The 22,255-nt window shown below is 53.2% G+C and carries 17 protein-coding genes and 1 pseudogene; 17 read left to right on the top strand and 1 reads right to left on the bottom strand.

What is annotated here, in order from left to right; genetic code table 11:
• Positions 1 to 27: 27 nt before the first annotated feature.
• From pdxR to ACMV8I_RS07505, 14 genes and pseudogenes are all read left to right on the top strand, one after another.
• A pseudogene (pdxR, locus tag ACMV8I_RS07570) lies at positions 28 to 1,449 on the top strand (MocR-like pyridoxine biosynthesis transcription factor PdxR); the annotation flags it as partial.
• A 293-nt stretch (positions 1,450 to 1,742) separates the two neighbouring features.
• Positions 1,743 to 3,203 carry an NAD-dependent succinate-semialdehyde dehydrogenase gene (locus ACMV8I_RS07565; RefSeq protein WP_498864547.1) on the top strand — a complete coding sequence of 487 codons (1,461 nt, stop codon included), beginning with the start codon at positions 1,743 to 1,745 and terminating at the stop codon, positions 3,201 to 3,203.
• A 635-nt stretch (positions 3,204 to 3,838) separates the two neighbouring features.
• Complete coding sequence (locus ACMV8I_RS07560) at positions 3,839 to 5,311, top strand: aldehyde dehydrogenase family protein (RefSeq protein ID WP_498864546.1); 1,473 nt, start codon at positions 3,839 to 3,841, stop codon at positions 5,309 to 5,311.
• 43 nt (positions 5,312 to 5,354) lie between these two features.
• Positions 5,355 to 6,023, top strand: coding sequence for a haloacid dehalogenase type II (locus tag ACMV8I_RS07555; RefSeq protein ID WP_498864545.1), 669 nt, complete (start codon positions 5,355 to 5,357; stop codon positions 6,021 to 6,023).
• 85 nt (positions 6,024 to 6,108) lie between these two features.
• Positions 6,109 to 7,386, top strand: coding sequence for an NAD(P)/FAD-dependent oxidoreductase (locus ACMV8I_RS07550; protein WP_498864544.1), 1,278 nt, complete (start codon positions 6,109 to 6,111; stop codon positions 7,384 to 7,386).
• A 71-nt stretch (positions 7,387 to 7,457) separates the two neighbouring features.
• Positions 7,458 to 9,080, top strand: a complete 1,623-nt coding sequence (locus ACMV8I_RS07545) for an ABC transporter substrate-binding protein (protein ID WP_498864543.1) — start codon at positions 7,458 to 7,460, stop codon at positions 9,078 to 9,080.
• 13 nt (positions 9,081 to 9,093) lie between these two features.
• Positions 9,094 to 10,047, top strand: coding sequence for an ABC transporter permease (locus tag ACMV8I_RS07540; protein ID WP_498864542.1), 954 nt, complete (start codon positions 9,094 to 9,096; stop codon positions 10,045 to 10,047).
• Between the two features lie 25 nt (positions 10,048 to 10,072).
• Positions 10,073 to 10,942, top strand: coding sequence for an ABC transporter permease (locus tag ACMV8I_RS07535; protein ID WP_498864541.1), 870 nt, complete (start codon positions 10,073 to 10,075; stop codon positions 10,940 to 10,942).
• Positions 10,943 to 10,953: 11 nt separating this feature from the next.
• Complete coding sequence (locus ACMV8I_RS07530; RefSeq protein WP_498864754.1) at positions 10,954 to 12,660, top strand: ABC transporter ATP-binding protein; 1,707 nt, start codon at positions 10,954 to 10,956, stop codon at positions 12,658 to 12,660.
• Between the two features lie 66 nt (positions 12,661 to 12,726).
• Positions 12,727 to 14,058: an NAD(P)/FAD-dependent oxidoreductase gene (locus ACMV8I_RS07525; protein ID WP_498864540.1), complete on the top strand. Its 1,332-nt coding sequence runs from the start codon at positions 12,727 to 12,729 to the stop codon at positions 14,056 to 14,058.
• Complete coding sequence (locus tag ACMV8I_RS07520; RefSeq protein WP_498864539.1) at positions 14,059 to 14,961, top strand: GNAT family N-acetyltransferase; 903 nt, start codon at positions 14,059 to 14,061, stop codon at positions 14,959 to 14,961.
• A gap of 84 nt (positions 14,962 to 15,045) precedes the next feature.
• A complete protein-coding gene (locus ACMV8I_RS07515; RefSeq protein WP_498864538.1) occupies positions 15,046 to 16,251 on the top strand; it encodes a M20 aminoacylase family protein in 1,206 nt (401 codons plus the stop codon).
• Positions 16,252 to 16,422: 171 nt separating this feature from the next.
• Positions 16,423 to 17,739 (top strand): 4-aminobutyrate--2-oxoglutarate transaminase, encoded by a 1,317-nt coding sequence (gene gabT / locus ACMV8I_RS07510; RefSeq protein ID WP_498864537.1) that lies wholly within the window; start codon positions 16,423 to 16,425, stop codon positions 17,737 to 17,739.
• Between the two features lie 231 nt (positions 17,740 to 17,970).
• The gene (locus ACMV8I_RS07505; RefSeq protein ID WP_497231761.1) at positions 17,971 to 18,477 is read left to right on the top strand and encodes an Lrp/AsnC ligand binding domain-containing protein; all 507 of its coding nucleotides are present in this window, start codon (positions 17,971 to 17,973) and stop codon (positions 18,475 to 18,477) included.
• A gap of 13 nt (positions 18,478 to 18,490) precedes the next feature.
• Here the strand turns inward: ACMV8I_RS07505 and ACMV8I_RS07500 are convergent, their stop codons facing one another.
• A complete protein-coding gene (locus ACMV8I_RS07500) occupies positions 18,491 to 19,402 on the bottom strand; it encodes a LysR family transcriptional regulator (protein WP_498864536.1) in 912 nt (303 codons plus the stop codon).
• A 125-nt stretch (positions 19,403 to 19,527) separates the two neighbouring features.
• On the opposite strand from ACMV8I_RS07500, the gene ACMV8I_RS07495 reads away from it, so the two are divergent.
• From ACMV8I_RS07495 to ACMV8I_RS07485, 3 genes are all read left to right on the top strand, one after another.
• Positions 19,528 to 20,667, top strand: coding sequence for a M20/M25/M40 family metallo-hydrolase (locus tag ACMV8I_RS07495; protein ID WP_497231763.1), 1,140 nt, complete (start codon positions 19,528 to 19,530; stop codon positions 20,665 to 20,667).
• Between the two features lie 389 nt (positions 20,668 to 21,056).
• Complete coding sequence (locus ACMV8I_RS07490; protein ID WP_498864535.1) at positions 21,057 to 21,740, top strand: nucleoside recognition domain-containing protein; 684 nt, start codon at positions 21,057 to 21,059, stop codon at positions 21,738 to 21,740.
• Positions 21,733 to 22,200, top strand: a complete 468-nt coding sequence (locus tag ACMV8I_RS07485) for a YjiG family protein (RefSeq protein ID WP_498864534.1) — start codon at positions 21,733 to 21,735, stop codon at positions 22,198 to 22,200. The genes ACMV8I_RS07490 and ACMV8I_RS07485 overlap by 8 nt, the downstream gene beginning before the upstream one ends.
• Positions 22,201 to 22,255: the final 55 nt, after the last annotated feature.

The following is a 22,255-nucleotide window of genomic DNA, read 5'->3' as shown; positions in this document are numbered from 1 at the left end:
GTAATGAATAAGTGAGGAAAGCCCCGGATGCTGAACTTATCGGTTCCTAAGATCCTAGACCGCAAGTCGCACGGTTCTCTACAGTCAAAGCTACGGGAGAAATTATCAGAGGCCATTGCAAAAGGGGATTTTGAACAAGGACAGACATTGCCATCAACCCGGACCATGGCAGAGCAGCTTAATATCTCGCGCAACACTGTGACGCTGGTTTATGAGGAGCTGGCGGCAGAGGGTGTGTTGATCTCAGCGCAGCGGCGCGGATTTTACGTCGCGTCGGACGCGGTGTCACGCCTGCCGCAGAACCGTCCGTTTGCGAGCCCAGCCGCATCGGTAGACTGGGACAGCAAGCTGGTGATTAACCCCGCCGAGTTGGAGCACATTACCCATCCACACGACTGGCGCAGCAAAAAGTATACCTTTATGTACGGCCAGCACGACCGGTGGATCTTCCCGATTGCCAGTTGGCGTAAATGCAGCCGCGACTCGCTCTCGCTGCACGATATGTATGACTGGACCGTTGATTATGTGGATGAGGATGATCCGGTTCTGCTTGATGCTTTTCGCCGCCGCGTGCTACCGCGTCGTGGATTCACGGCCACCACTCAGGAAGTGCTGGTGACAGTAGGTGCTCAGCATGCGTTGTTTTTGGCCATTCAGTGTCTGATTCGGCCAGGAATGGTAGTGGGTATTGAAGACCCGTCCTATCCCGATGTGCGTAACCTGATGATCTTTCACGGCGCTATACTGAAACCGCTGCCGGTGGATGAAGACGGCTTAATCATCAGCGCGGCGTTGAAAGGCTGTGATGTGCTGTACGTCACGCCAAGTCACCAGTCACCCACCACCGTGACACTGTCATATTCCCGCCGTCGCCAGCTGCTGCAAATGGCTAAAGACGACGATTTTATTATCATTGAGGATGACTACGATACTGAGTCGCGCTTCGGTCGTTTGCCCTCCAGCGCGCTGAAGTCTATCGATACCGACGGCCGGGTTGTTTACGTTACCAGTTTATCCAAGCTGCTTTCTCCTGGCCTGCGCGTCGGCTTTCTCGTCGGACCGACGCCCTTTATTCGTCAGGCTCGCGCTCTGCGCCGGATGAGTATTCGCCATCCGGCGGCAAACAATCAGCGGACTGTCGCGCTGTTTCTGAAAGGCGGTTATTACGAGTCGCTGCTGAAACGCTTTCACGAGGAGTACGAACATCGTTGGCACACGTTGCAACAGGCGCTAAAACATTATATTCCGCTGGCCGACGTTGCCAGTTCGGAGGGCGGAAGTTCGGTATGGCTGCGCCTGCCAGAACAGATAAATACGCGTGAGCTTTCTGAAAAGGCTTACGAACGCGATGTGTATATTCAGCCGGGTGAGAGTTATTTCCTCAATGTTCCTCATCAGGAGCAGTCGCGTCCTACTCATTATATGCGCATCGGTTTTTCGTCGATTAAAGCTGAAAATATTGCCGATGGCATTGCCATCGTGGGCGGCGTGGTGGATGAGATGCTGGCGGCGTCATCGAAAAATTAAACGCCGGGAAGAGGATAGAGCACTCTTTTTCATTTTTATGACAACCTGAAACGAAATTTTTTTCAGCGAGCAGATACCGCAGATTCTGCCGCCTTCGCGGGTCCTTTCCCCAGAATAAATTCATGGCAGGCGGTAGAGTGAAAGTATAACCACGTCGGGACGAGCAATATGTCACGCCGTGCTAATGGAAAATATACCCATATTCTGGAGAAATCATGTCGCCATTGCCCTTAAAGGACCCGTCACTCTACCGCCAGCAGGCTTTTATTGCCGGACGCTGGGTTGATGCTCGCAGTAAGGAAACGATTGAGGTGGTGAATCCGTCCACCGCTGAAGTGATTGCGCTCGTTCCGGCGATGGATGAGCAGGATACCCGCAGTGCGATTCAGGCTGCCGAAAGTATTCGTCTCGAATTTGCCGCCAGTAGCGCCGCAGAACGTGCTGCGCTGCTGGAGAAATGGTATCAGTTGATCCTCGATAACATCGAAGATCTGGCAATCCTGATGACGACTGAACAGGGAAAATCATTGGAGGAAGCGCGAGGCGAAGTACGCTACGGTGCCAGCTTTGTGAAATGGTTTGCTGAAGAGGCGCGTCGCATCTATGGCGAAACTATTCCAGCGCCGACCCGGGATCGACGAATTTTGATTTTGAAACAGCCGGTTGGCATTGCGGCCGCAATCACTCCCTGGAATTTCCCGATTGCAATGATCACCCGTAAATGCGCGCCAGCCATTGCCGCCGGTTGTCCAGTCATCATTAAACCTTCAGATTTAACCCCGCTCTGCGCGCTGGCGCTGGCCGAGTTGGCCTCGCGCGCGGGATTCCCTGCTGGCATATTGCAGGTAATAACCGGTATGCCGCAGGGTATTGGTGCCGAACTGACAGGTAATCCGCTGGTGCGCAAACTGTCGTTCACCGGCTCAACCCGCGTCGGTCAACTGCTGATGCGCCAGTGTGCCGATTCGATCAAGCGGTTAAGTCTTGAACTCGGCGGCAATGCGCCGTTCATCGTATTTGACGATGCCGATATTGAGCTTGCTATCGCCGGTGTGATGGTCAGTAAATTCCGCAACGGCGGGCAAACCTGCGTTTGCGCCAACCGTATTTTGGTGCAGCGCGGCATCTACGAAAAATTTGCTGCCCGGCTGGTTGAAGAGGCTGAAAAACTCAAGGTTGGGGATGGCTTTGCTGCCGGAACGCAGATGGGTCCGTTAATCAACAAGGCGGCGGTAGAAAAGGTCAATCGGCATATTGACGACGCACTCAATCAGGGAGCACGGGTATTGACTGGCGGGATCGCCGCAGACAACGGCAATTTTGTGCAACCTACGGTTTTGGCTGATGTCACCCGCCACATGCTGATTGCTAATGAAGAAACGTTTGGCCCGGTCGCCCCGTTGTTTTGTTTCGATGACGAACAGCAAGCCATTGATTTAGCCAACGCCACACCGTTTGGATTAGCCGCGTATTTTTTCACTGAAAACTTACGCCGTTCGTGGCGCGTGGCTGAAAAACTAGAATTTGGTATGGTCGGCTTAAATACCGGGTCGGTATCGTTGGAAATCGCGCCTTTCGGCGGAATAAAACTTTCTGGAATAGGCCGAGAGGGAGCTAAAGCCGGAATTGAAGAATATCTTGAAATGAAATCCTTCCATATTGGTGGCCTCGACTGAATCACATTATCCGCTGCATAAGGTGATGTATTAATTAACCCCTTATTTTCAGTGGTGATCGGCTACTTCCGTAATAAGTGGCCGATTCTTTATCTTAACCCACGATCCTGTTGCTTCAATAAGAGGCTTGATGTCTGAATGCACCGAATCAATGCGTTTATATATTATCTTTAAAAAATAATGCGTTATTTTATTTTTCTGTAGATGTGCACCTATATCGGTGCAGTCTACAGTCCAGCCATCCCCGTTATGGTGCAAAAAGACAGCGATTTAATGGTATTCATTCACGACAAAACGGATTTATGAAGTTTAGGCCTTGCTGACGGCATAAAAAGTTTTTTGGGCTGCCGATTCCGCATTTTAAATTTTTGATAGTCTGGCACGCTTTATGCTTATTAGTAAAAGAGTGAATAAATAGAGAGGTCAGTGATATCTAAAAAGAACGGCATAAAAATCAGTAAAAGGACGAAACATTAAATGTAGAGGCCATTGGGTGACTAACAAGCTGTCCGCGATAAATAAACGATAAAATAGTGGGGGGGTATTTATTGTTCGCCGATATTTGAAAATGGAAATATTTTCTTTAACCCATGTTCTTCGGATTTTACTCTGAAATGAATAAGGAGTTGTTAATCATGTTGAGCTTTGAACCTGAAAAAGTGCCTCTACCTGCCGGGCACCTGATTGGTGGAAAAATCCACGCGGGTGGCAGTGAGCGCTTGCGCGTTAATCGCCCGTCTGACGGACAATTCCTCGGTGAAATTCCCGACGGTGATACGGCGCTGGTTGACCTGGCTGTGACGAATGCCCATCAGTCGTGGCTCGAAAGCGGCTGGGGCACGCGGCCGCCGCGCGAACGTGCAAAAGTGCTGCGCCGCTGGGCTGACCTTATTGAAGAGCAGCGTGAAGCTCTCGGACGCCTCGAAGCGGTGAGCTCAACCCGTCCTATTTATGACGTGATTAATCATGAGATCCCTTTCACCGCTGAAGCCATCCGTTTTTATGCCGAATGCTGTGACAAATATAGCGGCGACGTGCTGCCAACGCGCAGCAACAGCCTCGGCATGCTGGTGCCTGAACCTTACGGCGTGATTGGCGCCATTACGCCGTGGAACTTCCCGCTGTCTATGGCCTCATGGAAACTCGGGCCGGCGCTGGCAGCAGGCAATGCGGTGGTGCTCAAACCTTCCGAACTGACGCCGTTTTCAACCATCAAGCTTGCCGAATTGGCTATTGAGGCCGGTTTACCGGCTGGCGTGCTTAATATTGTGCAAGGCCGGGGCGTGACCTGCGGTAGCGCACTGGTTAATCATCCGCTGGTACGCAAAGTATCGTTTACCGGCTCAACCGCGACGGGCGCACAAATAATGAGTCAGGCGGCGCTGAACGGCATGAAGCCAGTGACGCTCGAACTGGGGGGTAAAAGTCCGCAACTGGTGTTTGACGATGCCGGTAACGTCGATGACGTTGCGTTGCGTATTTTTCGCGGTTTTACCGCCAACGGAGGCCAGGCCTGTGTCGCAGGCACCCGTCTGGTGGTGCAGTCAGGCATTGCCGATGCGCTTATCTCAACGTTGGTAGCGCTGTGTGAAAATGTTGAGCCGGGCAATACCTGGCAAAGCACCTGTCGCTATGCGCCGATTATCGACGCGCGTCAGGCGAAAAAAATCAAATCCATCGTACATTCGGCCATCAGGGACGGCGCGCAATTGCTGGCGGGTGGTGAGTTCTTTCCCAATACGGGTCAAGGCTACTTCTTTAAGCCAACGCTGCTGGCGGGCGTCGGTGCCGGGTCTGCTGCCGTGCAGGAGGAAATTTTCGGACCGGTACTGACCATTCAAATCTTTGAAACCGAAGAGCAGGGGCTGGCGCTGGCCGACCACGCTATTTACGGGTTGGCCGCGGGCGTTCACACCCTGAATATTGAACGTGCGCTACGCGCTATGCGTCACCTTGCAGCGGGAACCGTATGGATTAACCGATATGGTCGTTCTGGCGATTTTATTATCCCTACCGGCGGGTTTAACGGTTCAGGCATCGGTAAAGATTTGGGTCGTCAGGCGTTTGAAGCCTGTCTGCGGTACAAAAGCGTGTTGATCGACTTTTAATGCTTTTCACACCACGAAAACACTATTGAGGAAGGGAATTATCATGGCGGTATTCAAACCTAAGTTTATTACGTTCGACTGCTACGGCACGCTAATTAAATTCGACATGGCGGGGGCGGCCAGCGCTATTTTCGCCGATCGCGTTAGCGCTGATGAAATGCTGCCCTTCACTACCGATTTCGCCCGTTATCGCTTAGATGAAGTGCTGGGTGCCTGGAAACCTTACGGTGACGTTGTCTGCCAGGCAATGATACGAACCTGCAAGAAATGGGGTGTGGCGTACCAGGACAGCGACGGTGCCGGAATTATGGAAGCCTGTGCCACCTGGGGGCCTCACGCTGACGTGCCAGCCGGGCTGGCTATCGTGGCCAAAGCGTTCCCGCTGGTACTGCTCTCCAACAGCATGAACGACTTAATTTCTCACCATGTACCGCGCCTCGGCGCACCCATCCATCGCGTCTTTACCGCCGAGCAGGCCCAGTCCTACAAACCCAAAATGCGCGGTTTTGAATACATGCTCGATGAGCTGGGTTGCGGCCCTGGGGACATTCTGCACGTCTCTTCCAGCCTGCGTTATGACCTGATGACCTGCCACGATATGGGGATTAAAAACAAGGTCTGGGTCAACCGCGGCCACGAGCCTGCCAATCCGGCCTATGGCTACACCGAAATCAACGATATCGGCGGACTGCCTGGCGTCGTTGGGTTGTAAGTCAGGGTGTTGGAGTTGGGCAGTAGTGGCAAAGGGTAATAGTTGGCATGCGGTAAATGCAACGTTAATTGGATGAGGCACAGACATGAAGCTTGAATCATTTTGGCAGGCAACGGCGCCGGTATTTAGCGGTGCGGCAGAGGGGGATCTGCCGAAAAAAGCCGAGGTCGTGGTCGTCGGCGGTGGTTTTACCGGTTTGTCTGCGGCCTATAACCTGGCGCTGGCCGGTGTCGATGTGGTGGTACTCGAAGCGGGGGATGTGCTGAGCCAGGCTTCGGGACGCAACGGCGGACAGTGCAACACTGGCGTAGCGCAAAACTTTGCCTCATTGGTTGAAAGTATCGGCCTGGAGCAGGCCTCCATTTACTACCATGCCTACACCGAAGCGGTGGATTACGTGCAGTCGATTGTTAAGGATGAAGCCATTGACTGCGATTTAATTCGCAGCGGCAAACTTAAATTGGCCAGTAAGGCCAGGCATTTCCCTTCGTTGGTGAAAACCTACGAACTGCTCAGGCGCACCGTCGACAGCAATGTCGAACTGATTAACGCCAGCCAAATCCGCGATGAAATCGGCTCTGATGCCTTTCACGGTGGCCTGCTGCAAAAGAACGGTGGTCAGATGCATATGGGTAAATTCGGCATGGGGCTGGCACAGGCGGCAGTAGACAAAGGCGCGGTTATTCACGCCAATACGCCGGTGACCGGTTTACAGCAAATTGACGGACATCGTTATCGCGTTAGCACTGCACGCGGCGAGATTGACGCAGGTCGCGTGCTGCTGGCTACCGGCACCTCGGATAAAGGGCCGTTTTCTTGGTTCCAGCGCCGCATCGTGCCAGTGGGCAGTTTTATTATTGCCACCGCCCCGCTGACCTCAGAACAGGTGCAGCAGGCGTTTGTCCATAATCGCACCTACGTGACCTCACTCAATATCGGCAACTATTTCCGTACCACCGTAGACAATCGACTTATTTTCGGTGGTCGTGCCCGATTTGCTATCAGCAGCCCAATCTCGGATGCGCGCAGCGGCATCGTACTGCGTCAGGGGCTGAGCGAATTATTTCCCCAGCTTGCCGACGTCAACATTGACTACTGTTGGGGTGGTTTAGTCGACATGACCGCCGACCGTCTGCCGCATGCCGGAGAGCATGAGGGCCTGTTCTATTCGATGGGTTACAGCGGCCACGGGACGCAGATGTCGGTCTATATGGGCAAGGTGATGGCGGCGTTGGTTACCGACCAGCCGGTGAGCAATCCGTGGCGGCGCAGTCATTGGGCGGCGATGCCAGGTTACTTTGGCAAACCCTGGTTCTTGCCAGTGGCGGGCCTGTATTACAAAGCCAAAGACAAAGTGTGTTAAGTCGGCGGCAAAGCGCTATCCATCAGCATCAATGGCTTTTTTCGGTAAACACCGCATTCGGGGAGATTTCAATGAGTAAATTTCGTGAAGAATCAGGTTCAGCCACACCGAAGTCTGCTTCATCTCTATCAACGGCATCACTGTCAGACGTCAACATTTCACGCCGTGGCATGATGAAAATACTTTCTGCCGGAGCAGCCCTCAGCACCGGTATCATCAGCCTGCCAAACAGCGTTTGGGCCGCTGAGGCTGCGCCGGTGAAAGGAGGGATACTGCGCGCCGCCGTGCCGAATTCCTCTGCCGCTGACACGCTGGACCCTGCCAGGGCTAACAACAGCGGCGACTACATGCGCCAGTATATGTTCTACAGCGGGCTGACCGAGCTAGACACCAAACTGCTTCCACAAATGGGATTGGCTGAATCGATGAGCAGTGAGGACGGTCTGACCTGGAGTATTAAACTGCGTCAGGGCGTGACCTTCCACGACGGGAAATCGCTAACCTCACAGGATGTGGTGTTCTCATTATTACGTCACAAAGACCCGGCAGTCGCGTCTACCGCCATTGCACTGGCCAAGCAATTTGCCAGCGTTAAAGCCGTCGGCCTGATGGAGGTCGAAATCAAGCTCGATCAGCCAAACTTTGACTTGCCGTCAATCCTCGGTACGCCCGCCTTCCTTATCGTGCAGGACGGCACTAAAGATTTCAGCAAAGCCATGGGTACCGGCCCTTATACCTGCAAAGAATTCTCTCCGGGCACGCGTACCGTCGGTATACGCAACAAGAACTTCTGGAAGCCGGGCCTGCCACACCTCGACCAGGTAGAACTTCTGGGCGTGACGGATCAGGCCGCGCGCGTCAATGCGTTGCTCTCCGGTGAACTGCACATGGTCGCTACTATCGGCTCCCGCGATGTAAAACGGATTAACGGGTCAAACTCATGCTCAGTGCTGGAGAGTAAATCCGGCATGTACAGCGATCTGATCCTGCGTCAGGATGCGGCGATAACCGGCAATCCGGACTTTGTATTGGCAATGAAGTACCTACAACCGCGTGAAGTCCTGCTGAAAACGGCCATGCAGGGTTTCGGCACCCTTGCCAACGATCATCCGGTTCCGCCCTGGCACCCATTTTTCAACAAGGATCTGCCGCAGCGTCCTAACGACCTCGATAAAGCCAAGTTTTATCTCAAGAAATCTGGACTGGTGAAGCCTAGCCTGGAGATTGTGACCACGGATAACATCGAAGGCGCTGTTGAGGGCGCACAATTCCTGCAACAGCTTGGTTCACAGGTCGGCATGGATCTGAAAGTTCGCCGCGTACCTTACGACAATTACTGGTCGCAGCACTGGATGAAGCATCCGATCTCTTACGGCTCGGTCAACCCGCGTCCAACGCTCGATATGCTGTTCAGCCAGTTCTACAAATCTGACGCGCCGTGGAATGAGTCTGGTTGGAAAAATGTGCAGTTCGACCAACTGGTAACAGCGGCGCGCGGCGAACGCGATCAGGCCAAGCGCAAGCAGATGTATGGCGACATGCAGGCGCTGGTCTATGACCACTGCGGCACCATTATTCCGCTGTTTATCAGCGCATTGGATGGTTACAGCAATAAAGTTAAAGGGGTGGAATCTTATCCGTCCGGCATGATGATGGGCTATCGCTTCAGCGAGTTCGTCTGGTTGGCATCATAATCCGGAGGCAGTAATGAATCAGCTCATCCTGTTACTTATTCTTCGTCGCATTGGTTCGGGCATATTGACGCTGTTTATCGTCTCGGCGCTGGTGTTTATCATCACCAGCATGCTGCCAGGCGATGCAGCCCAGCAACTGCTGGGGCAAGCAGCTACGCCGGAAACGGTGGCTGCGTTACGCGATCAGCTTGGTCTGAATCTGCCGATTTGGGCGCGCTATTTTGCATGGCTCGGCGGTATGCTGCACGGCGATTTTGGTACGTCCTTTGCCAACAATATGCCGGTAACCAAACTGGTTGCCCAGCGTATTCCCGCCACCTTTGAACTGGCGGGCATCACGACACTGGTGTCAGTGCCGCTGGCGGTGATTATCGGCATGACGGCGGCGATGAAACGGGGTTCGCTGATTGATCGGATATTGGTTGTTGGCACCATGTCGGTGGTGGCAGTGCCCGAGTTTTTGGTCGCTACCGTTGCCGTCATGGTGTTTGCCGTCCACCTGCACTGGTTCCCGGCGATGTCGCTTGGCTCAGCCGACCAGGATTTTCTCGGCTACCTGCGCGCCTATGCGCTGCCGGTGTTCACCTTATGCTGTGTGCTGGTGGCGCAGATGGCCCGCATGACCCGCTCAGCCATCATTAATCAGCTCGACAGCCCCTACCTTGAAATGACTCTGCTCAAGGGGGTGCGGCCACTGCGTGCCGTACTGCGCCATGCGCTGCCCAATGCCGTGGGCCCGATTGCCAACGCCATTTCGCTCAGCCTGTCCTATCTTTTTGGCGGCGTGATTATTATCGAAACCATTTTCAGCTATCCGGGACTTGCCAGTCAGATGGTTGATGCGGTGAGCAACCGCGACCTGCCTATTGTGCAACTGTGCGTGATGCTGTTCAGCACCTGCTATCTGGTGTTGTTGCTGCTGGCTGATATTGCCACCATTGCTTTTAATCCCAAGCTGAAACAATAAGCGATTCTCTACAGAGGACTCAGTGATGCGTAAAACAGTCATGGTGTTAAAAACGACACTGAACTTCTGGCGCTCGTTATCCACTACCGGCCACGTGGGTCTGGCCATTACGTTATTTTGGCTGTGCATGGCGATATTTGGCGGCTGGCTTGCGCCTTACCGCGTTGAGGATATCGCCGGTGGCGGTATCAATGAAGGGTTTAGCCGCGCGTTTCTGCTCGGCACCGACTACCTCGGGCGCGACATGTTGACCCGTGTGCTTTACGGTGCGCGCTATTCGATTGGTCTGGCGCTCTCCGCCGCCGTTCTCGCCAGCGTCTGCGGTACGCTATTAGCCCTGTTGGCCGCGATGTCGGGCAAGTGGCTGGAAGAGTTACTGGGCCGCATCAACGACGCATTGCTGATCATGCCGGGTAAAATTATGGCGCTGCTGATGGTGGCGGTATTTGGCTCTTCACTGCCGATGCTTACCCTCACTGCGATCATCACCTACTGGCCGGGCGCGTACCGCATTGCCTACGCGATGGCCTCCAATTTACGTTCAATGGACTACGTGCAGGCGGCGCATTTGCGCGGAGAAAGTAAACTTTATATTGCTCTGACCGACGTGCTGCCCAACATGCTGCACCCGATGCTCACTGACTTTGGCCTGCGCTTTGTTTACATCGTGCTGTTATTGAGTGGTCTGAGTTTTCTGGGACTGGGGGTGCAACCGCCTTACGCCGATTGGGGAACCCTGGTGCATGAAAATCTACAGGCACTGTTTGATGGCTCGCCAGCGGTGCTGGTGCCGGCCCTGGCGATTGCCAGCCTGACCATTGGTGTGAACCTGTTCATCGACAGCCTGCAATCACGTCGTGCCATTAGTCATGAACTGGAAGAGGGGGCGGCATGAATACAGCTTCAATGAATTTACCGTCAGGTGGTAGGGAATTGACACCAGAAACGCAGTCGGGCACATCGGTTGTCGTCAGTGTTAACCATCTCGAGGTGCAGGCCATCAACGACGGTGACGAGCCGATCGTGTTGGTTTCAGACATCAGCTTTGAGGTGAAAAAGGGTGAGGTACTGGCACTCATTGGTGAGTCCGGCTCCGGCAAAACCACCATTGCGCTGGCGTTGATGGGCTACGCCCGTCACGGTTGCCGCATTAGTGGAGGCAATATTCAACTGGCAGGAACTGACGTCACTCAGCTTTCTGCACGCCAACTGAGCCAGTTTCGGGGTTCTGCCGTATCGTATATTGCGCAGAGTGCGGCGGCGTCGTTTAACCCGGCGATGACGCTGATGGAGCAGGTGGTGGAGCCGGTATTGATCCACGGTACCATGAAGCGCGCTGAGGCTGAGAAAAAGGCGGTGGAACTTTTCCGCGAGCTGGCACTGCCTTCGCCAGAAACTATCGGCAAGCGTTATCCGCATCAGGTTTCTGGCGGTCAGCTGCAGCGTGTGATGGCGGCAATGGCACTGATTGGCGACCCAGAGGTGGTTATTCTCGATGAACCAACTACGGCGCTTGACGTCACCACCCAGCTTGAAGTGTTAAAGACTTTCCGCCGCGTGGTGAAGCAGCGTGGTACCACGGCGATTTACGTTAGCCATGACCTGGCGGTAGTTGCGCAGATGGCCGACAAGATCCTGGTGCTGCTGAAAGGGCAAGTAGCGGAATACGGTACCACTGAAGATTTACTGCAGCGGCCCGCCTCAGCCTATACCCGTAGCCTGCTCGACGCCGCGCAACACAAACCGCGCAACAGCCCGTGGCAACCTGAAGATGCACCGGTGAATTGCCTACTTGAAGTGCGCGAACTGGCCGCCGGATATGGTCCGCCCGACGAGAACGGCAAACCCAAAATCAGTATCCTGCAGGATATCAATTTCAAACTCTATCCGGGACAGGCTATTGGCATTATTGGCGAGTCGGGATCGGGTAAAACTACGCTGGCGAGCGCGATTGCGGGCATGATTGCGCCGAGCCATGGTTATATCTTGTTTAACGGAAGCTATCTGGCTGGCAATATGTCGGCTCGCACCCTCGACGAACTACGCCGCGTACAGTTTGTGTTTCAGATGGCCGATACAGCGCTTAACCCAAGCCAGACTATTGCTACCATTTTGAAACGTCCGTTGGTGTTTTTCCACGGACTTCAGGGCATAGCGCTTGATGCACGGCTTAAACAGCTTCTGGATCTCGTACGTCTGCCACACAGTATTTTGCATCGTAAGCCGGGCGCATTGTCCGGTGGGCAGAAGCAGCGCGTCAATCTGGCGCGAGCGCTGGCGGCGGAACCTGACCTTATCCTGTGTGATGAAGTGACGTCGGCGCTTGATTCGGTGGTCGCCGCCGCCGTACTGGATTTAATCTCCGAACTGCGTCGCGAACTGAAGGTTTCGTTTCTGTTTATCAGCCATGACCTTCATGCCGTACGTTCCATTTGCGACGACATTATTGTCGTCAATAATGGAAAAATGGTCACTCAGGTCAGCCGTACCGATTTTGACAAGCCCACCAGCCATCTTTACTACGAAAAGCTTAAACGCGCCGTGCCTGAACTCCGTCAGGGATGGCTTGACGAGCAGGACAGTGGCGTGGTTGAACTGCCAAAAATGGAATGATTTTTTTATAAATTCATTCAGTTAAATAAGCATTAGGTAATACGTTTCAATAAGGAAAAACAGTCGATGCCAGCACCGATTAGATTTGTACAAGACAGTCATCTCTTTCCCGACGCGGTTGATGTGGTGGTCATTGGTGGAGGCATTGCCGGTGTGGCCACCGCCTACGAGCTGGCGCGTAAAGGGGTCTCAGTGGTTCTGCTGGAAAAGGGGCTGATTGGGGCTGAACAGTCCAGCCGCAATTGGGGCTGGTGTCGTCAACAAAACCGCGACGAGCGCGAACTGCCGCTGTCAATCCACGCCCTTCAGCGCTGGAAAGCGCTGAAGGAGGAGACCGGAGAAGAGCTGGGTTTTCGCAATACCGGTCTGGTATACGCCACCAAAAAGCAGGAAGAGATCGATGCGTGGGAAAAATGGGGGCAGATGGCGAAAAACTACGGCATGCACAGCGAAATCCTTACCGCCGCACGGGCTAAAGAACTCACCGCAGGCAGCATATCCGACTGGTTAGGCGGCGTATATTCGCCGACCGACGGTCACGCAGAACCCTCGCTGGCTGCGCCGGGATTGGCCATTGCCGCACAAAAACTGGGCGCTTTGGTGTTTCAGTACTGTGCCGTGCGCGGACTCGACGTATCGGCGGGGCGTGTGAGCGGGGTGTGGACCGAGCGCGGATTAATCCGCACCAGCTCGGTGGTCTGTGCCGGAGGAGCATGGAGCTCAATGTTTTGCCGCCGCCACGGCATCGATTTGCCGCTGGGGAACGTGATCGGCACCGCGATGCGCACTGCGCCTGTCGAGCAAGTGATCAAGATGCCGCTCTACACCGAAAGTTTTGCCTGTCGTCCGCAGCTTGACGGCAGCTATACGTTGTCAATCTCGGGAAGAGGGCGATTGGATGTCGGTCCACAGGGCTTACGCTATGCTAAAAAGTTTTACCCTACCTTCCTGGCGCGTCGTAAAAATCTCCATGTTCATTTTAGCCCTGGCGCGTTCTTTGAAGGACCGGAGGCTTTGGGGAAATGGCAATTTGATGCCCGCTCGCCGTTTGAAAAAATGCGCATACTCGACCCCGAGCCGGACCATGCGATGGTGCAAGAAGGCATTGACGCCATGCGGCGTGAATATCCCGAACTGGGTGCGGTAAAAGTGGTGCAGTCGTGGGGCGGCATGATCGACAGCACGCCCGACGCCGTGCCAGTCATTTCTGAGGTCGGGAAGCTGCCGGGGCTGTTTATTTCTGCCGGTTACAGCGGTCACGGTTTTGGTATTGGGCCGGGTGCGGGTAGCCTGATGTCTGATCTGGTCACCGGCAGAACACCGGTTGTGGACCCGACACCTTTCCGCTATAGCCGTTTTAGTGACGGCAGTGATATCAAAAAACCGGGAATGATGTAAATGACTGAACATACTATTCAAACGACGCCGCAGGGCGCATCTCAAATCCGGTTGCGTGAGATGACGTCAACCGATCTCCCGGCCTGTCATGCTCTCTCTCAGGCGGTTGCCTGGCCTCATCGTTTGGAAGACTGGGAACTGGCTTTTCAATGCGGAAAAGGGTGGGTGGCTGAGTCCGCCGGTAAAGTGATTGGCAGTGCGCTTTACTGGCAATGGGGCAGTACATACTCCACGCTGGGGTTGGTGATTGTCAGTCCTGACTGCCAGGGCCGCGGGGTAGGCAAAGCGCTACTGAACGCTGTCCTGGCACAGCTTGAAGGCATGACAGTTCGCCTGCACGCGACACCGGAAGGCAAACCGCTCTACGAAAAGTTAGGGTTTGTGACCACCGGTGGCGTCTGCCAGCACCAAAACCCTGAACTGCCGGTCATTGCCGCGCCGACGCTGTCAGACGATTGCCAGTTTCGGCCATTAATCGCGGAGGATGCCACCACCCTGACTGAACTCGACCGGCTCTCGAGCGGCATGCAGCGGCCAGTGCTGTATCAGGCACTGCTCGACGCTGCAAACCTGACGCATATCGAAAAAACGCTGATGCTGACGCGCAACGGTCAGCCAGCTGGGTTTAGCATGCTGCGCAAGTTTGGTCGCGGCCATACGATAGGCCCGGTGATTGCCGATAGCCTCGACGATGCTAAACGGCTGGTCGCGCAGTTGCTGAGTGGGAGTGCCGGTAAATTTGTCCGTCTCGACGTGGAGTCAACATCAGGTTTGAGCGAGTGGCTTGAAGAACTGGGCCTGCCGTGCATCGACCGGCCAACGACCATGTATAAAAACGGTGGGCCGTTGGTCTCGCCATCAGGATGGCGTAATTTTTCGTTGATGAGTCAGGCGATGGGTTAAGCACTCACGTGACCACTCTACGGTATAAATCCGACCCGATACGCGGTCAGTATGGTGAAATTGGTAGAACAAAGGGATATTAATATGAGCAATATTGCCGTCAGTGGCGATGAGTCATTAATCAATCAACCGCTAATCAATGACATTCTTCCGCGCCTGATTGCGCTACGCCACGATCTTCACGCGCACCCGGAGCTGGGTTTTAATGAACACCGCACCGCGAAAGTGGTGGCGGAGTTTCTTCGCGAGCTGGGACTCGAAGTGCATGAGGGCATCGGTAAAACCGGCGTGGTGGGCGTGCTGCGTAAGGGCAGCAGCGATAGAAGTGTTGGGCTGCGCACGGATATGGATGCGTTACCGATCATCGAGCAGGGTTCGCCAGAGTATGTCAGCAAACATCATGGCGTGATGCACGCCTGCGGCCACGACGGTCACACCACGATGCTGCTTGGCGCCGCGTGGCTGCTGTCAAATAGTGTCGATTTTGACGGTACGGTGAACTTCATCTTCCAACCGGCCGAAGAGGGGCTGGCGGGGGCGAAGGCGATGATTGATGACGGCCTGTTTACTCGTTTCCCTTGCGACAGCATTTTCGCGGTACACAATTGGCCTGAGCTGGCACAGGGCGTGGCGCAAACCCGTCCGGGCCCCATTATGGCGGCGGCCGACCGCTTCGATATCCGCGTTTATGGCGGCGGTGGACATGCCGCTCAGCCACACCTTTCTGCCGATACGATGCTGGCCACCAGCGAACTGGTGGTTCAACTGAATACCATTGTTGCACGCTGCATTGATCCAACCGATCCGGCGTTGTTAACCGTCACGCAGGTGCACGGCGGATTTTCGCACAACATGATCCCGGCCGAGGCGCATATTACCGGCACGGTGCGCAGTTTCGATCTCCGTGCGCAGGACATTATCGAGGCCAGCCTGAGACGCATGTCCGAGCACGTTTCCGCCGCACACGGCCTGAAGGCTGAAGTAAAATACCATCGTTATTACCCGGCAACAGTGAATACCCCCGACGAGGCTGAAATTGCCTTGCAAGCGGCTATAAATGCAGGTCTTGATGCCAGCGTAGCCCCGAAGCCCGCACTGACTTCGGAAGACTTCTCTTTTATGCTGCAGCAAAAACCGGGTGCCTATCTGTGGCTTGGACAGGGCGAGGGCAATACAAAACCGCTGGCCCCCTTACATCATCCTGCCTATGACTTTAATAACCGTATTATCCCTGACGGGATAGCGTGGTTTGCGAGTGTGGTGCGAATTCAATTAGCGGTTTCTTTTTAATTTCAACTTTTAATTCAAGTCCCAATGGGATGAAAGAAAATGCTGCGTTGTTAATACCTAACTACCGCATGATATTTTTTCTTAACCGGCATTACGGCACGAAATAAAACCCTGTATTGAGATACTGAATCAAATTCTGACAGCGCCCGAATTAACCGGATGAGGCAAACCATGCACAATGTACTGAATACACAACCCGTGACTGAAGATGATATCGACTGGCTTGCGCTGCGTGAACAAAATGTGCCGCGCGGCGTCGTTACTGCGCACAGTCTGGTGGTGGTAAAAGCGAAAGGCTCGGAAGTATGGAGTGACGAAGGTCGTCGCTATCTCGACTTTGTGGGTGGCATTGGTGTATTAAACGTTGGGCATAATCATCCTGAGGTGGTTAAAGCCGTACAGCGCCAGTTAGACAATGTCTCTCACGCCTGTTTTCAGGTCGTGGCTTACCCTCCGTATATTGAGCTGGCAAAACGTTTAAATAAAGTGGTTGGTAAAGGTGCGCATTATAAGTCAGTGTTTTTCACCTCAGGTGCAGAGGCGGTTGAAAACGCGGTTAAAATAGCACGCTCTTATACTCATCGTTCCGGCATCATTGTATTTGATGGTGCATTCCATGGACGAACGTTATTAGGCTGCGCACTGACCGGAATGAGCCAGCCTTATAAGCAGAACTTTGGACCTTTCCCCGGTGATATTTACCGTATTCCTTATCCGAATGCGTTCCACGGCATCAGCCCAGAGGACTCACTTAACGCGCTGGATACACTATTCGCGACGCAAACGCTGCCCGAACGCGTGGCCGCTATCCTGATCGAACCGGTGCAGGGCGATGGCGGTTTCCTGCCAGCGCCTAAAGCTTTTATGCAGGCACTGCGAAATTTGACCCACAAACACGGTATTTTACTGATCTGTGACGAAGTGCAAACCGGCTTTGGCCGTACTGGGAAAATGTTTGGCTTCCAGCATTCAGACATCACGCCTGACCTGATCACCGTCGCGAAAAGCCTCGGTGGTGGTTTGCCTATCTCTGGCGTGGTGGGTAAAGCTGAAATCATGGACTCACCGACCCCTGGCGGTCTGGGCGGTACTTACGGCGGCAACGCACTGGCCTGTGCAGCGGCACTGGCCGTGCTCGACGTACTGGAAAATGAACGCCTGCTTGAGCGATCGGCCGTATTAGGACAGCTGTTGGAAGCTCGTCTGCGCCAACTGGCGGATAAATATGCCTGCATCGGTGACGTGCGAGGGGTCGGCTTTATGCAGGCGGTCGAAATCGTAGATTATGACACCGGTAAACCCGATGCGGCACTCACGGAGAAGATCCTTCACTGCGCCTGTGATGCCGGTTTATTGCTGATCAAATGCGGTCTTTATCGCAACACCATTCGTTTCCTTGCTCCACTGGTCACCACTGACGCGCAGTTAGAAGAGGCAATGCATATCTTTGATATCGCACTGGCGCGTGGAACGGGTCGTCTGGGCTGATTTTTTCTAATAATTTCATGTGGTTTACCTATAGAGTAGGCATAAAACACTCTGCGTTGGGCTCTGGTGTTCATCCATATAACCGTGATATATCTAGGTTGTAGCCAATTATTTTGGTGGCACATCCTTCGTACTCATGATGGATTATCGGTGGTTTCAGGGTCGAATGAGACGCAGAGAGAAAACCTGCTCTTTATTGCGAGTCGACGCTCAAGACGACATTGAGGTGCTATGAACGGCTTTTTAAAACTTGATCGCATCGACATCAATATACTGGTTCAGTTACAAAAAGACGGTCGCATCAGCAACGTTAACCTGGCAGATGCGGTGGGACTGTCACCAAGCCCATGCTTGCAGCGAGTCAAACGTCTGGAAAGTGCAGGGTATATTACCGGCTATGAAGCGCACGTTAATCTCCCTAAAATAACGGGATCAGTGACCGTGTTTACCGAGGTCACACTACAAGGGCATCGTCGCGAAGAGTTCTCAAAATTTGAGAACTGCATCCGCGAATACGACGAGCTTATTGAGTGTCATCTCATTACCGGCGGTTATGACTATCTGCTGCGATTTATCACTCGCAGTATTGAACACTATCAGGAAGTCATTGAATCGTTACTGGATAAGAATATTGGTATCGACAAGTATTTTAGCTACATCGTGATTAAATCTCCGATCGTCAAAAGCAGCGTTCCCTTACGTACGTTACTGACTCAGCATATCGAAAATACCAATTAATCTTGATGGCTTGTTACTCTCCTTTCTGCTGAAAAAAATTCAATAAAAGTTGCCACAAGTGATGCGCTGCCGGGCTAAATCGACGGTCAGAGTTTCGCAACAGGTGGCACTGGGCTTCGGTAGCAATCGGATGGTCGACAGGCACCGCGACCAGAATGTTGTGCTCGATCCTTTCGCCTGCCGCCTGGGCGCTCATAAACGAAATACCCATTCCTGAAATACTCAGACTCATGGCCGTGGAGAACAAATTGCAGCGATACGCGGGAGTGAAAAGATAACCCTGACTTTGGAACATGGCGTTCATGTGGCGCTGTAGCCCAAAGGTTTCACTCAGCGAGATAAGCCGGTGCTTGCTCAACTCTTCAATGGTGACGCGCTTTAAGTGGGCTATCGGATGCTGCGGATTAACCACCGCGCAGATTGGCCCCCAAGGAAAGCTGTGCCGCTTTAATTCTGGATTGCCAATCGGCCCAAAAGCCAGCGCCATATCGGCTTCACCCTGAACGATGGACGCTAATGTCTCTTGCATATTGCCCGCCACAATTTCGACAAAAACGTGGGGGTAAGAGGCAGCGAATTTTTTCAGCACATACTCAACGAAGGTATCCACCAGTCCAGCCCCGACCCGAATGGTGATCGCGCCACCTTTCATGTAGCGCAGATCTTTCAGATGACGTTCAAGTCGGGTACGTCGCTCACGACTCTCAAAGAAATCGTCGGCCAACAGCTTGCCTGCCTCCGTTAACACCACCGTGCGGCCCTTGCGCTCAAGCAGCGGCAGTTGCAGGGTACGTTCAAGCAGAGAAATCTGCCGACTGATCACCGAGGCATTGATGCCCAGAATATCCGCCGCGCGTCGAATCCCGCCCTGAATTCCCACTTCGTACAGATAGCTGATTTGTTTTTCATGAAACAGTTGGCTCATTTGGGCTGCTCATCAGTGTTGCTCACAGGTCAACAATATCGTCATTGAAATGATATTTATAGAGGGCGATAGGTTAGTGATAATCAAAGCAGACCTCTGAACAGTCGCTAACATCAGGAACCTTTATGCAAACCGCATACGATTATCTGCAACAGCATGCGTCGCTTATCCTCAGCGACATTAAACGGCTGGTGCAGGCACAGTCGCCTTCGTTGAACAAACAGGCCACAGATCTGTGTGGTGAGGTTTTACAAAGCATCGTTCTCGAGCGCCTCGGCGTGGCGGCGCAGGTATGCCCGCAGACGACGTTGGGCAATCATCTCTTGTTCTGCATCGGCAAGGGTCCGCAAGTCACCAGTATTCTTGGGCATTTTGATACCGTCTGGGAGATTGATGAGATCCCGATGTACGAACAGGACGGCAGACTTTACGGGCCGGGCGTACTGGATATGAAAGCCGGTCTGATTCAGTCTGTCTGGGCAGTTCGCGCACTGATGCAAACCGGTGGTCTGGCGCAACACAGCATTCGCCTGATTTGTCCGTCAGATGAGGAACTCGGCAGTCCGAGCTCTCGTCAGTGGATTGAGCAACAGGCGGAAGGATCTTCGCGTGTGTTAGTCGCCGAACCTGCCGTTGCGGGTACCTTTGAGGCCAAAATTGCCCGTAAAGGCTCGGGGCGTTTCGAGGTCCGTATTACCGGTCGCGCCGCTCACGCAGGCAACAATCCGCAAGAGGGGATCAGTGCCATTCAGGAGATGGCCCACCAGATCCTCTATCTCCATGGTCTGAATGCGCCGCAAGCGGGCACGACCGTGAACGTTGGCGTGGCAAAAGGCGGGAGCAAAATTAACGTCGTAGCCGACGGCGCGCTGTTGGGTGTCGACCTGCGCGTCACCAATATGGCCGAAGCGATGCGCGTAGAAGCAGCGATCATAGCCTGCAAGCCGCATCTTGCTGGCGCAGAAGTGATTGTCACTGGCGGTATGTTGCGTCCTCCAATGGAACAGACGTTACAAAATCTGGCACTTTTCGAACAGGCGCAGCGGGCAGCGCAACGCCTGTGCATTAGCCTTGAGGGCAAAGCGGTGGGCGGTGGGAGCGACGGTAATTTTACCTCGGCGATGGGCATTGCCACACTCGACGGTCTGGGGGCAACCGGGTCAGGTATTCACGCCCGTGATGAGCATATTATTGTTGAAGATATCCCGCTGCGGGCTGCGCTACTGGCCGAAATTATTCTTGGTGAAGCAGGGCGCAACGCATGATGAAACCTTAATCTAATCCTTTTCCCACGTTGGTGCGCCATTGTGGTGCGAAAGGTTAAAAATAGTGCATTGGACTGATTGAATTATAATGTCATCAAGTCTGCTAATGAGCACCGCCCTTATTTAATTAAGGGCGGGTTTTGTGCTTTTAATTACTTTTCATTATTGCGCTATTTTTTGGCATTATTTCCTTTAAAGTCACCAAAATTGCGCTGCCGATATTATTTTTCTATTTTAGGAATATTGGCACGGATCCTGCCTTATTTTATATAAGTGAATAATGGGTGGGCTGATATGTTAATTATTTGTAGGTTCTTGGTTCACCCATTCGCTTAATAAAACACTGACAGGCGTTGTAATTATAATTGACACCTTAGAAGGGAAATTCCATGAGTGAAAAACCAATATCCGCAGATAAACCGGCCGAAGAAGCCGATGAGTGGAAAGTAAGTAAAGGTGCATATATTGCCCTGATCGCCGTTATCTTGATGTTCTCCGGCGCTTTTTTGAAAGTGAATGGGATGGCCTGGCTAGGCGCGTTTGACTTTACAACGCTCGGTGGCACTTTTGGGACGATGAACACTCCGGCGACCAACACCTTCGTCGGTTCGGGTGGACTCAGCGCCAAAGCCGGGTTTCTGTTCGCGCTCTCTCTGGTGCCAACGGTTATGCTGGCACTTGGCCTGCTGGAAATTTTCACCCACTACGGCGCAATTCGTGCAGCTCATCGACTACTGACACCGCTGCTCAAGCCGATCCTGGGCATTCCCGGCCATACTGGTTTGGCGTTAATCACCGATTTGCAAAGCACCGATGCCGGTGCGGCACTGAGTAAAGAGCTTTACGACAGTAAACGTATTACCCGCAAAGACGTAGTTATTATGGGCGCCTGGCAGTACTCCGGTGCCGGTTTGATTAATAACTATTTCTCTATCGGTTCTGCCATGTTCGCATCATTAACACTTCCGGTAATTATTCCTCTGGTATTGATGCTGGTGATGAAATTCGTAGGTGCGGTATTTGTCCGCTTTATACTGAATACTGTTTATAAAAGAGATTTCGACAATGAGTAATACTGCCAAGGTTTCAAATAATCCGTTCGATATTTTTGTTGTTGGAGCGCGTAAGGGTTTTAATATCGCCATCAATAACCTGATGCCTAATGTGGTCATGGCTTATGTTATTGCCGAAATCCTTAACTTGCTGGGCGTGATGAATTTCATTGGTCATCTTTTTGCCCCATTAATGGGCCTGTTGGGCCTTCCGGGTGAAGCGATTACCGTCTTGCTGACGGCCTGGCTCTCTTCATCAGCCGGCACCGGCGTGGCGATCAGTCTGTTGACCAAGGGCACGCTAGACGCCGCACAGATCACTATTCTGGCTCCGGCGATCTTCCTTATGGGCTCGCAGTTGCAGTATATGGGGCGCCTGCTGGGCGTGGCAGATGTGCCGAAAAAGTACTGGCCGCTGCTGATGCTAACCAGTATTTTGAATTCGATTATTGCCATGATTGTGATGCGAATTATCTCCTGATGATCCGATCGTTTTCTCTGGTATGCACTGACTAATATTTTCACAGGAGATTCTC

This window comes from Ewingella sp. S1.OA.A_B6, from assembly GCF_049889095.1.
Lineage (GTDB): Bacteria > Pseudomonadota > Gammaproteobacteria > Enterobacterales > Enterobacteriaceae > Ewingella.
Note: the sequence above shows the minus strand (reverse complement) of the source record. Positions and strands in the feature narration are given on the sequence as shown.

Coding starts and splice junctions, on each gene's coding strand:
- ACMV8I_RS07505 (WP_497231761.1), top strand. CDS start 17,971: ATGAACGGCTTTTTAAAACTTGATCGCATCGACATCAATATACTGGTT.
- ACMV8I_RS07485 (WP_498864534.1), top strand. CDS start 21,733: ATGAGTAATACTGCCAAGGTTTCAAATAATCCGTTCGATATTTTTGTT.
- ACMV8I_RS07520 (WP_498864539.1), top strand. CDS start 14,059: ATGACTGAACATACTATTCAAACGACGCCGCAGGGCGCATCTCAAATC.
- ACMV8I_RS07545 (WP_498864543.1), top strand. CDS start 7,458: ATGAGTAAATTTCGTGAAGAATCAGGTTCAGCCACACCGAAGTCTGCT.
- ACMV8I_RS07500 (WP_498864536.1), bottom strand. CDS start 19,402: ATGAGCCAACTGTTTCATGAAAAACAAATCAGCTATCTGTACGAAGTG.
- ACMV8I_RS07565 (WP_498864547.1), top strand. CDS start 1,743: ATGTCGCCATTGCCCTTAAAGGACCCGTCACTCTACCGCCAGCAGGCT.
- ACMV8I_RS07550 (WP_498864544.1), top strand. CDS start 6,109: ATGAAGCTTGAATCATTTTGGCAGGCAACGGCGCCGGTATTTAGCGGT.
- gabT (WP_498864537.1), top strand. CDS start 16,423: ATGCACAATGTACTGAATACACAACCCGTGACTGAAGATGATATCGAC.
- ACMV8I_RS07555 (WP_498864545.1), top strand. CDS start 5,355: ATGGCGGTATTCAAACCTAAGTTTATTACGTTCGACTGCTACGGCACG.
- ACMV8I_RS07540 (WP_498864542.1), top strand. CDS start 9,094: ATGAATCAGCTCATCCTGTTACTTATTCTTCGTCGCATTGGTTCGGGC.
- ACMV8I_RS07525 (WP_498864540.1), top strand. CDS start 12,727: ATGCCAGCACCGATTAGATTTGTACAAGACAGTCATCTCTTTCCCGAC.
- ACMV8I_RS07515 (WP_498864538.1), top strand. CDS start 15,046: ATGAGCAATATTGCCGTCAGTGGCGATGAGTCATTAATCAATCAACCG.
- ACMV8I_RS07495 (WP_497231763.1), top strand. CDS start 19,528: ATGCAAACCGCATACGATTATCTGCAACAGCATGCGTCGCTTATCCTC.
- ACMV8I_RS07490 (WP_498864535.1), top strand. CDS start 21,057: ATGAGTGAAAAACCAATATCCGCAGATAAACCGGCCGAAGAAGCCGAT.
- ACMV8I_RS07535 (WP_498864541.1), top strand. CDS start 10,073: ATGCGTAAAACAGTCATGGTGTTAAAAACGACACTGAACTTCTGGCGC.
- ACMV8I_RS07560 (WP_498864546.1), top strand. CDS start 3,839: ATGTTGAGCTTTGAACCTGAAAAAGTGCCTCTACCTGCCGGGCACCTG.
- ACMV8I_RS07530 (WP_498864754.1), top strand. CDS start 10,954: ATGAATTTACCGTCAGGTGGTAGGGAATTGACACCAGAAACGCAGTCG.